Origin of the sequence: Actinophytocola sp. (genome assembly GCF_035634895.1) — a bacterium.
In the GTDB taxonomy this organism is placed as follows: domain Bacteria; phylum Actinomycetota; class Actinomycetes; order Mycobacteriales; family Pseudonocardiaceae; genus Actinophytocola.
Map to the genome: position 1 here is coordinate 1 of NZ_DASQCC010000007.1, position 11,511 is coordinate 11,511.

The window sequence follows — 11,511 nt, forward strand, 5'->3', positions numbered from 1 at the left end:
ATGAGCGGAGCGGGCGGAGCGGGCGGAGCGGGTCGGCCGCGCGAAGCGGGTCGGCCGCATGGGGCGGGTCGGCCGCGCGGGTCGGGCGAGGAGCCGGCGTGAACGCCAATCTGCTCGTGGTGGAGGACGACCCGACCCTACGGGAGCTGCTCGCGGCGAGCCTGCGCTTCGCCGGGTTCGCGGTGTCCACCACCGCGAGCGGGGCCGAGGCGCTGCAGATCGCCGCGAGCCGGCCGCCCGACCTGGTCGTGCTCGACGTGATGCTGCCCGACCTCGACGGGTTCGAGGTGCTGCGCCGGCTCCGGCACGGACGTCAGGACGTGCCGGTGCTGTTCCTCACCGCCCGTGACGCCGGCGAGGACAAGGTGCGGGGGCTGACCGCGGGCGGCGACGACTACGTGACCAAGCCGTTCCGGTTGGAGGAGCTGGTCGCCCGCATCCGGGCCATCCTGCGGCGTACGGGCGGCGGCGCACGGGAGGTGCTCGTGGCGGGTGATCTCGAGCTGGATCCCGCTGCCCGGCTCGTCATCCGCGGTGGTACGGAGATCTCCCTGTCCCCCACCGAGTTCACGCTGCTGCGGTTCCTCATGGAGAACGCCGACCGGGTGCTGGAACGAGTCAGGATCCTGCATCACGTGTGGCGCTACGACTTCGGCGGCGACGCGAGCATCGTCGAGTCGTACATCAGCTACCTGCGCCGCAAGGTCGACAACCGGGAGCCGCGGCTGATCCACACCGTCCGCGGTGTCGGCTACGTGCTGCGCACGCCGCGATGAGGCGGCTGTCGCTGCGGGCGCGGGTCCTGATCGTCGCGCTGACGCTGCTGACCGCCGGCATGGTCGCGAGCGACGCGGTGGTGCTGGTCGCGCTGCGGAAACCGCTGGTGGACCGGGTCGACCTGCAGGTGACCGTCGCGGCGGGCGCGCTGTCGATCCTGCCCGAGCCGCTCCTGCGCGGGCTGGCCGAGGACGAGCAGGTGCGGAAGCCGCCCGCGCAGGTCAAGGACTTCTACTTCGCCTACCTGGACTCCGACGGCAACCCGTCGCTGTCGCTGCACGGCAGCGAGGTGCCGGAACTGCCCGAGCTGGACCGTGCGTCGGTGGCGGCGAGGCGCGGAGTGGCGTTCGAGGTGCCCGGCTGGCGGGTGCTCGCGCTGCCGACGCGGTCCGGCGGCGGCAGCTTGGTCGTCGCCGGGTCACTGTCCCAGGTGGACGAAACGATGAACCAGGTCCTGCTGCTGTGTGTGCTGGTCGGCGCCGGACTGCTGGCCGTGCTCGCCGCCGCGGGCTGGTTCTGGGTGCGGGCCGGGCTGCGGCCGCTGCGCCGCATCGAGGAGACAGCGGCCGCCATCGCGGGCGGCGACCTGTCGCGGCGGGTCCCGTTCACGATGTCTCCCGCGACCGAGGTCGGCCGGCTGACCAGCGCACTAAACGGGATGCTCACGCAGATCGAGCGTGCGGTGGCCGCGCGGACCCGGTCGGAGGAGCGGCTGCGGCGGTTCGTGGCCGACGCCAGCCACGAGCTACGCACGCCGCTGGCGGGCATCAGCGGGTTCGCACAGCTGTACCGCCTGGGCGGCGCGGAGATCGACGCGACGATGGACCGCATCGAACGGGAGTCCCTGCGGTTGACCGGCCTGGTGGACGACCTGCTGCTGCTCGCGCAGCTGGACGAGCGGGGACTGGAGCTACGGCGTGCGCCGATGGACCTACGCACGCTCGCCGCGGACGCACTGCACGACCTACGCGCACTCGACCCGACCCGGCCCGTCCGCCTGACCGGCCTCGGCACGGCGGAGGACCCGGCGCCGGCGCCGGTCGTGGGCGACGAGTCCCGGCTCCGGCAGGTGGTGAGCAACCTGGTGGGCAACGCGATCGCGCACACACCGTCCGGCAGCGCGGTGCGGGTGGGCGTGGGCACGGCCGACGGCGAGGCGGTGCTGGAGATCGCCGACAACGGTCCGGGCCTGCCGGCCGAACAGGCGGGACAGGTGTTCGAACGATTCTACCGCGCGGACACGTCCCGGGCCCGCGAGAACGGCGCCGGCGGCGCGGGCCTCGGCCTCGCGATCGTCTGGTCGATGGTCACCGCCCACGGCGGGACGGTCGAACTGGACACCGCCCCCGGCGAGGGTGCGACGTTCCGGATCCACCTCCCGACCGACCAGACGGACCAGAAGGACCAGACCGACTGACCCTCGCGCCATCGCCCGAGTGGTCGCCAACCACACCGTGGCGTGGCCGCACTGCACACCGCCTCCGGCGAGGGGCGCGACCTCCCGAATCCGCCTCCCCGAATCTGCCAATCCGAATCCACCTCACGACCCGCAGATGCCCGGCCCTGACCTCCGCGCGAGTCTCGCGTTCAAACACCCTGAACTGCGGTTTCGTGCACACGACTGAGGTCCCAGCCCGGTGGGTGGGGAAGGTGGACCAAGGCCAAGATCTGCAGAACTCGCAACCCGGTAGGCACGAACCCGCAACCCGTATGCACGAACGCGGGACTCGGTATGCACGAACCCGCAACTCGGTATGCACGAACGCGGGACTCGGTATGCACGAACCCGCAACTCGGTATGCACGAACCCGCAACTCGGTATGCACGAACGCGGGACTCGGTATGTTTGGGTGCGGGACTCGCGACGGTGGGTGTTATGAGTCGCCGCGCATTGCGCGGCGGATCTCCTCCAGCTTGTTCTGGCCTGCCTTCTTGCGGGCCTCGAACTGGTCGTCTACCGCCTTGCCCTCCGGGGTGGCGTCGGCCAGTTCCTGGGAGCCGATGCCGGTGGCGACGCGGTTCTCGATGCGGTCGCGCACGTAGTCGAACGTCGGCACGCCGGCCTGCGTGTAGTCACCCTCCGGCACCACCACGGGCGGGGTGGGGGTGGTGGTGAGGTCCTTGCTCTGCTCGACGATCTCGGCGTCGAGCACCGGCTCGTCCTGCGGTCCGCTCATAAGGCGACGATAGCGCTGTCTCGACGCCCGCATTTCGAAACGAAGCGGCCCGCCCACGAACCCGGCCATCCACGGAGGCCGGCCATCCACGAACCCCGGCCATCCACGCAGGCCGGGCCACGGCGAACTCGGACCGTCCGCGAAGGCCGGGCTGTGTGTGGAGGCCGGGCTGTGTGGAGGGTGGGGCTAGGTGCGAAGTGAGGCGGACGCGGGGGTGAGGACGGTGACGTCGCCGGTTTCGCCGTCGACGCGGACGAGGGTGCCGGGTGAGAGTCGTGCCGAGGCGTCCCGGGTACCGGTCACGCACGGTACGCCCAGCTCGCGGGCCACGACTGCCGCTCGGGACAGGGGGCCGCCCAGGTCGGTGACGATCGCGGCGGCCGCGCCGAGTAGGACCGCGTGTCCGACGTCGGCGGCGCGCAGGACGACCACGTCACCCAGCTCGACGTCGGCCCTGGGCTCGGTCAGCACCCGGACGGGACCCTCCACGACCCCGGCGGACACCCCGATCCCGTGCAGCTGCTTGCCCTCCGGCGTCGGATAGTCCACGACCTCGGGCCGCCACGAGCCGCTGATCACCGCTGGCATCCGCACTCCGGACAGCCGTTCCCGGTCCCCGCGGCGCCGTTCCACCCGGGACAGGACGTCGGCCGGTAGGCCGAACAGCTCGTCGAGCGTGAGGTAGAACGCGTCGTCGACGTCCACGAGGCGGCCGTTGTGCACCTGCCGGCGGCCCCACTCGCGGACCAGCCTGCGCAGCTCACCGGTGTAGCGGACGGTCGCGTCGATGGCCAGCTCCCGCTGCCGCTGCCCGGCGATCGCCAGCTTCTCGGCGAACCTTCGCTTCACGCGCGGCACAGCGTCCACGGTCTTCTTGTCCTCGGTGGACTCGTCCGGGGTGGAGTCCGCGGGCTCCTCGGTGGGGTCCGTGGTCGGCCAGGCCGGCGCCTCGCCCGGTTCCCGTTTGGTGGGTGACGGCGCGAAGTTGGTCGTCGGCACGAACTTGGTCGTCGGCTCGTCCGACGGCCATGCGAGGTCGGTTCCCGGCTGTGGCTCGGCTTCCGGGTCGGGGGTCGCCTCGGGGGCCGGCGCCGCCGGGGGTTCCGGGTTTGGTTTGCGTGACGCGCTCAGTGCCGCCAGGAACAGCAGCTCCGGCCGCTCCCCGAACGGCGTGCCGGACAGCTCGGTCTCCCCCGGCCCGCGGTGCGCGATCCGGGCCAGGGCCTTGTCGAACGCCGCCGCGAACTCCGGCGACTTCTCCAGCACCGGGGCCAGGTCGCCCCACTCCGCCAGCGCGCGCAGGTCCTCGTCGGCACGCAACACGTCCGCCAGCTCGGCGACCGCCGGGAACGTCGGCTCGTTCGCGACGTCCGCGCCACGGCCCAGCGCGGCGACGTCACCCTTGGCACGCTTACGCAACGGTCCCGCCGCGACGTGCGCGAGGTGCTCGCCGAGCCGCGTCAGCGTCCACCCCTCCGCCAGCCGGTCGTGCAGCAACCGTGCCCGCACGGCCAGCTCCGCGTCCGGCCGGGTCTCGAGGCCGTCCGGCAGGCGCTCGCTCTCCGCGGCGGCCGCGAAGTCTCGCACGGCCGCCCGGTACCGGCGCGCGATCCGCGTGAAGCGGGACCACGCGGCGAGGCGCGTGCCGAGCCCCTTCACGCCACCTGGCATGTCGGGCCGGTCGTCCTCGGGGAACAGGTCGACGTCCGCACGCGGACGGACATAGGAGTCGACGACGGCCTGCTCGGTCCAGCCCGGCAACGGGGCCGCCGCGGCCGCCGACACCCCCGCGTAAAGGTGATGCCCGAACACCGCGTGCCCGCGGCTCTCCCACTCGTCCGCGATCGGGCCGGGCACCCCGGCCAGCCGCGCGATGGTCCGGCCCGCGGCCCGCAGCCCCGCGGTGTGCACGTCGATCGACAGTGGGGTCAGCCGGGTCGGGAACAGCTCGGCCGTCTGCTGCATGCTGAAGACCGGGTACCGCGTGTCGATCCGGTCGTCCAGCTCCACCGCGACACTCGGCAGCGCGACGGACACGAGTGACGTGCCATCCGCGGGTGCCCGGTGCCGCGGAATCGGCTCGGCCGGGATCGGCAGCCGGGTCACGTCCTCCTCGGCGCCGTTCTTGGCCAGCTGCCGGCCGCGGGCGCCGCGGACGAGGTCCGCCACCACGTCCGCGGACGTCCAGCCGCACTCGAAACCCCAGTCGCGCGCGGTGCCCTTGCGCTCCGAGGTGGACATCGCGGGCCAGCTCGGGATGCCGCGCGCGGTGACACCCCGCATCGCCTCCCGGGCCGTGCCCGCCAGGATGACGTCCTGCGCGGCCAGCGCCACGACCCCGGTGCGGTCGGAGGTGAGCGTGTACAACAGGAAACGGACGAGATCGTCGGTGTGCAGCAGCCGCCACTGGGTATCGCGGGGCGCGTTCAGCAGCGTCGCGGCGGTCCGGCACGCCTGCCAGTCCAGCAGCCGGCCGCCCAGCGGCGCGGTCCGGATCACGACGTGGCGAGTGCCGGTGTCACGCACCACCCGGTCCGCGTCGGCGGCGTCCGGGCCGTGCGCGATCGGCGCGATGAAACGGATCCCGTGCCGCGCGGCGGCGACCGCCATCCGGCGCAGCGCGGGGATGCCACCCGAGTCCGGCGCGTCGCGCTCCACCGGCGACAGGTGCACCACGACATCGGTGCCGGCCACCAGTGACTCGGCCGTCGCGGCGTCGCCGGCGGTGAACGCGACCTCGGGTGCGAGGTCACGGTGTGCGTGCACGCCGACGCCGATGACCTCGTGCCCCGCGCCCAGCGCCGCCCTGGCGAACACGCGACCGAGGTCCGACGTGACTCCGCTGATGAGAACGCGCATCACTGGCCCCTTCCCGCCGCGCCCCGACTCGCTTCACCCATCCTCGCCCACCCGTTCCCACGGATGGCGTTACCGGGCGGCACGCTACACGCGCGGTGACGGGAGCTTACGCCGACCTCACCTCCGAAATGGGCCTGTGACCTCGTAGGTGATGCCGCCGCTGGACGAGCCGGTCGTACCACGCTGTGACGAGAAGTAGAGCCGGTCCCCCGCCGGGGTGAACGCCGGACCGGTGATCTCCGACGCGCTCTGTCCGCTGACCCGCAGGAACGGGGCCACGATGTCGTCCGGGGTGATGATGCAGATCTCCATGTTGCCGCCGTCCTCCGCGACGAACAGGTCCCCGGACGACGACCCGGTGACGTTGTCGACGCCGGTCAGCGGGGCCGAGCCGTTCGTCACGAGCGAGTCGTCGTAGGCCAGCTCGAACGTGTCGTCCGCCAGGTTCACCTGCCACACCCGGTTGTCACCCTTCGTGGTGAACCACGCCGTGTCGTTGGCGTAGTGCAGGCCCTCGCCGCCGTTGAACCGCTTCGCGCCGGACACCTGGTCGCGGGTGACGGTCGGCGAGCCGCCCGGGTCGGGCACGGTCCCCCACGTGAACGAACCACTCGTGGCGGAGCCCGCGACCAGCACCTGCAGCGTGCCGGCGGCGAGGTCGCCCCAGGCCGTCGGCACGAACCGGTAGAAGCAGCCGTTGGGCACGTCCTCGGTCAGGTAGATCACCTGGCGGACCGGGTCGGCCGCGGCCGCCTCGTGGGTGAACCTGCCCATCGCCGGGCGCTGGACGGCCGCGCCGCCCCACGGGTCGGTCTCGTAGACGAAGCCGCGGTCGACCTCCTCGCACGACAACCACCTGCCCCACGGCATCGCGCCGCCCGCGCAGTTCTGCCGGGTGCCGGACAGCACCCGGTACGCGTCGGTGATGGTGGCGTTCGCATCGAAGCGGAGCGCGCTCGCGCCGCCGCCCGGGTTGACCTCGGAGTTGGAGACGTAGATCCAGCCGTCGCCGTCGGCGAACACCGCGCCGCCGTCCGGCGCGCTGTGCCAGGCATAGCCGGCGACCTGCTGGCCCGACCGCGCGACGACGCGGCTCGTGAACCCGGCCGGCAACCGGATCCCGTTGGCGTCGGCGGCCCGCAGCGCCCCGTACGGGCTCGGCCCGTTCTGCGCGGGCGCCGCCATGGCGCCGGGGGTGAGGGTGTTGCCGAACGCCGTGACACCCGCGCCGATCACGGCGGCGCGCAGGAAGTTGCGTCGTTTCACATCTACCTCCGAAGGGTGGTCGCCCGCTTACCCACCGCAGCGTAAACGGGCGGCACCCACCCGGCGATGAACGTGGCCCTACGCCACGGGATCGGTTGGCCGGCCATTCGCCGATCTGTCCACTGTGGACGACGCGGGCACGAAGTCGTCCGTGGCCGGATCGTGCAGGTAGACGCGGGCGGCGGTGACGTCGAAGTACATGCCGATCAGCCGGAGCCGGCCCTGCTCCACCGCCGCGACCGCCGGGTGGGCGCGGAGCCGGTCGAGCTGGGTGAGCACGTTGTGCAGCGCGAGCCGGTCCCACTCCACGGCCGGCAGCTCGCCGTCGACGGTCAGCGGCGGGCTCGTGCGGAACCGGTCGAGGCTCGGCAAAGCGTGCCGCAGCCACGAGGACAGCGCGGGCCCGCCGGCCGGTGGGCCGGACACGAGCGCCTTCATCGCACCGCACGACGAGTGGCCGCACACCGCGATCTCCCGCACGCCAAGGGTTCCGACGGCGAACTCGACCGCGGCGGCCACCGAGTCGTCGGCGCCGGCCGGCGCGAGGTTGCCGATGTTGCGCACCGTGAAAAGGTCACCGGGCCCGCTCGAGGTGATCACGTTCGGCACGATCCGCGCGTCCCCACAGGTGAGGAACAGCGTCTCCGGCTTGTGCGGGTTCGCGAGCCGCCGGGACATCGGACCCACCAGCCCGGCCACCCGCCGCTCGTACTCGGCGGTGCCGTCCAGGACCGACGGCGGCCCGGACCGCTGCGTGGGCATGACCGTCGCCGCGACGCGCTGCCAGTCCGACCACGGCGCGAACCACCTCGGCACGGTCCGGCGCGCGGCGGCCATGCCGACGGTCGGCGTCCCGGCCTTCCCGTGGGCGAACCACGGGTACCCGCGCTCCTCGACGGCCACCGTCCCGCCGGTGCGCTCATGTGCCTGCTGCCACGAGGAAAGCGTGTCGAACGCGGCGTGGTCGAGGTAGTCGACGACCAGCTCCAGCGTCACGTCCGCGCCGGCCGGGATGGAGTTGAGCACGACCGACAGCCGTGGGATCGACACCGCGGCGAGCGCGCCCTCGACGCCGATCCGCCATCCGCCGGAGTCCTGCTCCGCGCGGATGCCCGTCCACAGCAGGCGCCGCAGCGTCAGCACCGCGGTGACGCCGAGGCCGACCAGCACGCCGCTCATGAGGTCGAGCACGACCACGCCGGCCAGCGTCGCGAGGTAGACGAGCAGGTCGCCGTGCCGGCGCACCGCCCGGACGCGGTCGAGGTCGACCAGCCGGGCGCCCACGTACACCAGCAGGCCGGCGAGCGCGGCGAGCGGGATCGTCCGCAGCACGCCGGCCAGCAGCACGACGAACAACAGGATCCACAGGCCGTGCAACACCGCCGCCGCTCGGGTGCGGGCGCCGGCGGCGATGTTGGTGGTGCTGCGGATGATCACACCGGTGACCGGGAGGCCGCCGAGCGAGCCGGAGACGATGTTCGCGGCCCCCTGGCCGACCAGCTCACGATCGAGGTCGGCACGCGGCCCGCCGTGCAGCCTGTCGGCGGCGACCGCGGACAGCAGGCTCTCCGTGCTCGCCATCACGGCGATCACGAGCGCGGTGAACGTGAACGCGAGCCACTCCCCGTCCGGCAGCGCCGGCACGAAGTCGATGCGCAGCGCGTGGTCCGGCACGCCGACACGGTCGAGCGTCATGCCGGCCACCAGGGACAGCACGGTCACGGCGACCACCGCGGCGAGTGGCCCCGGCACCCTGCGCACCGCGGCCGGCAGCCGGGGCCACACCACCAGAAGGCCGATCGTGAGCAGGCCGACCGACATCGACGGTCCGTGGAAGTCCAGCACCTGGCCCGGCAGCTCGACCAGGTTGTCGACCGGCGAGGTCTGCATGTCACCGCCGAGGACGACGTGCAGCTGTGCCAGCACGATCATGACGCCGATGCCGGCGAGCATGCCGTGCACGATCGCGGGTGAGATGGCGAGTGCCGCACGGGCGACGCGGCTCCACCCGAGCACCACCTGCACGAGGCCGGCGAGGACGGTGACCGCGCAGGTCGCCGGCCAGCCGAAGTGCTGGACGGCCTCCGCGATGATCACGGTCTGCCCGGCCGTCGGCCCACTCACACCGAGCGGTGAGCCACCGAGCAGGCCGGCGACCAGGCCGCCCACGATGGCGGCGATCAGACCGGCGACGAGCGGCGCCCCGGACGCGAAGGCGATCCCCAGCGACATCGGGACGGCGACGAGGAAAACGACGAGAGAGGCAGGGATATCGTGCTTGAGACTGTTCCGGACCCGCGAGACCCACGTGCGGGCCGGCGGCGGCAGATCCTGGTTCGTCGGCTCGATCATGAGCACAGGAAACCCGACGATCGCGGGCGTGTCCGCTACACGAATGATGCTCACGAGCGCATCGATCCGGGTTGACCTGGCGATACACGTTGCGGCGTAACCGAGTGGGTGAAGCGAAGTCCACCCTGCTCAGTGACCGAGTGACGACCGTTCCAGGTCCTCCACGACGACCGCGTGGACCGGATCCGTTGCGTTGTAGGCGATCGTGGCCGCGGCGCCGACCGGGAGGTGGACGAACGCCCGCACCTCCGCACGCACGACCCGGCCTTCCGGACGTGCCTCGAAGACGTGCACCACCAGCCGCCGGTTCCTGATCCGGGTGCCGGTGGCACGGGAGGCGACCAGCAGCGCCGGCATGCGCGCGCCGCGGGTCAGCAGCGCCTCGCGGCGCAGATCCGCGCGCTGCCACGCCAACATGAAGCCCAGCAGGACCGCCAGGACGGCCAGCGCCACACCGCCGAACGCGAGCAGGAACGACCAGTGGACGGTGAGCGCCAGCACCACGCCGAGCGGCACGGACCACGCCACCTGGGCCAGCAGTACGACCTTGACGACACGGCGGACGGCGGGATGCATGGCCTCACGGTCCGCCGGGCGCTTGGGCGAAGTCAACGAGTTGCCCGATGGAACGTTCCGGTGGCCACCCTCGCGGGCAGCCACCGGAACATCGACCTCTAGCGGGTCACCGCGTCAAGCGCGTCGATCAGGCCCGCGCCGTAGAAACCCTTGCCGGTACGGCCACCCTGGCAGTTGGCCAGGAACGCGCCCGTGCCGGTCGGGTCGTAGGTGCCACCCGGCGGGCAGGCGATCCGGTCGGCCTCCAGGCCGAGCGTCCCGAACACCTGTCCGACCGAGTAACGCTGGTGGGTGCTGCGGATCAGCGCCACCACCCCGGCGGTGTGCGGGGACGCCATGGAGGTGCCCTGCAGGTAGCCGTAGCCACCGCCCATGACCGTCGACAGGACGCGACCGTTGCGGTCCGGCGTGTCGGCGACCTGCATCGAGTCGCCGCCCGGTGCGGTCACGTCGGTCTCGATGATCCCGTAGTTCGAGAAGAAGGACTTGCGGTTCTCCGGCCCGACCGAGGACACGCTGACGACACCGGGCAGCTCGGCCGGCAGGTCGAGGCACTCGTTGCCGACGGTCCTGGTGACCGGCGTGCCGTTGTTGGGGCTGCCGGAGTCCGTGATCGGGTGCGACAGGTCCCAGTTGCTGTTACCCAGCGCGGCGACGTTCACGACGTCCTTGTGCACCGAGTAGTCCACCGCGCGCTTGACCGCCTTGATCACCGCGTTCTGGTCGGGATCGGTCGTGCACCAGAGGAAGTACGGGTCGATGAAGTACGAGTTGTTCGTGACGTCCATGTGGTGCTCGGCCGCCCAGACGAACCCGCAGATCGCGTACTCGGGGTAGATGAACCCGTCGTCGTCCACGACCTTCACCGACGCCAGCCGCACGTTCGGCGCCACCCCGGCGACGCCGATGCCGTTCCTGGCGGCGGCGATCTCACCCGCGACGTGGGTGCCGTGGGTGCTGGTGGTGGGTGCCCACGCGGCAGGCGACGTGTCCGGCACGCCCTGGTCGGTGCAGCCGACCGACTTCGACGCGTCGACGTTCGCCGCCAGGTCCGGGTGACTGGCCTCGACGCCGGAGTCGAGCACGCCGACCAGCACCTTCCGGCTGCCGCCGGAGATCGCGTTGGCCTTGTCGGCCTTGATCAGCCGCAGGTCCCACTGGTTGGCCTCGAGCGGCTCGGGCGCCACCGCGCCACCGCCGTGCCTGGTCCCCGCCGCGGCCTTGTCGACGACCGCGTCGGGCGACGCGAGCATCTCCTGCCGCTGCGCGGACCCGGCCGTGCGGGCCGCCGTGGTGGACAGGCCCAGCTCGGCGAGGTTGCGGGACGCGCCCGCCGCCACCACACCGGGCTTGCGGCGCACCGACGCCGCGAAGCCCGCGCTCGGCGACGTCGCGATCACGACCCCGATCTGCGGCCAGGCCTGCAGAACCTGGCCGCCCGCCGCGCGGATGGACGCCTCGGTCCGGTGCAGCGAGCCGTGTTGCGGCCCGAGCACCACGAAAT

General features: G+C 72.5%; 8 protein-coding genes. 2 read left to right on the forward strand and 6 right to left on the reverse strand.

Translation table 11 applies throughout. The features are described 5' to 3' along the window. Positions 1-98 precede the first annotated feature (98 nt). Positions 99-776 carry a response regulator transcription factor gene (locus VET29_RS01535; protein ID WP_324913546.1) on the forward strand — a complete coding sequence of 226 codons (678 nt, stop codon included), beginning with the start codon at positions 99-101 and terminating at the stop codon, positions 774-776. Continuing rightward, complete coding sequence (locus tag VET29_RS01540) at positions 773-2,194, forward strand: HAMP domain-containing sensor histidine kinase (RefSeq protein WP_324913549.1); 1,422 nt, start codon at positions 773-775, stop codon at positions 2,192-2,194. Before VET29_RS01535 ends, VET29_RS01540 begins: the two co-directional genes overlap by 4 nt. A gap of 457 nt (positions 2,195-2,651) precedes the next feature. Here VET29_RS01540 and VET29_RS01545 read toward each other — a convergent pair whose 3' ends face one another. From VET29_RS01545 to VET29_RS01570, 6 genes are all read right to left on the reverse strand, one after another. Further along, positions 2,652-2,954: a hypothetical protein gene (locus VET29_RS01545; RefSeq protein WP_324913551.1), complete on the reverse strand. Its 303-nt coding sequence runs from the start codon at positions 2,952-2,954 to the stop codon at positions 2,652-2,654. 186 nt (positions 2,955-3,140) lie between these two features. Then, entirely contained in the window at positions 3,141-5,813 is a 2,673-nt protein-coding gene (locus VET29_RS01550) for a PEP-utilizing enzyme (protein WP_324913553.1), read from the reverse strand. Positions 5,814-5,930: 117 nt separating this feature from the next. After that, positions 5,931-7,079 (reverse strand): alkaline phosphatase PhoX, encoded by a 1,149-nt coding sequence (locus VET29_RS01555; protein ID WP_324913555.1) that lies wholly within the window; start codon positions 7,077-7,079, stop codon positions 5,931-5,933. Between the two features lie 78 nt (positions 7,080-7,157). Continuing rightward, a complete protein-coding gene (locus VET29_RS01560) occupies positions 7,158-9,431 on the reverse strand; it encodes a SulP family inorganic anion transporter (protein ID WP_324913561.1) in 2,274 nt (757 codons plus the stop codon). 129 nt (positions 9,432-9,560) lie between these two features. Further along, complete coding sequence (locus VET29_RS01565) at positions 9,561-10,007, reverse strand: DUF3592 domain-containing protein (RefSeq protein ID WP_324913557.1); 447 nt, start codon at positions 10,005-10,007, stop codon at positions 9,561-9,563. A 98-nt stretch (positions 10,008-10,105) separates the two neighbouring features. Continuing rightward, positions 10,106-11,511: S8 family peptidase (locus VET29_RS01570; protein WP_324913559.1), on the reverse strand; the 1,406-nt coding region annotated here is incomplete at its 5' end.

What these genes read in the sequence shown, in the direction of transcription:
- VET29_RS01565 (WP_324913557.1), bottom strand. Translation starts at nt 10,007, where the DNA reads ATGCATCCCGCCGTCCGCCGTGTCGTCAAGGTCGTACTGCTGGCCCAG.
- VET29_RS01545 (WP_324913551.1), bottom strand. Translation starts at nt 2,954, where the DNA reads ATGAGCGGACCGCAGGACGAGCCGGTGCTCGACGCCGAGATCGTCGAG.
- VET29_RS01540 (WP_324913549.1), top strand. Translation starts at nt 773, where the DNA reads ATGAGGCGGCTGTCGCTGCGGGCGCGGGTCCTGATCGTCGCGCTGACG.
- VET29_RS01550 (WP_324913553.1), bottom strand. Translation starts at nt 5,813, where the DNA reads ATGCGCGTTCTCATCAGCGGAGTCACGTCGGACCTCGGTCGCGTGTTC.
- VET29_RS01560 (WP_324913561.1), bottom strand. Translation starts at nt 9,431, where the DNA reads ATGATCGAGCCGACGAACCAGGATCTGCCGCCGCCGGCCCGCACGTGG.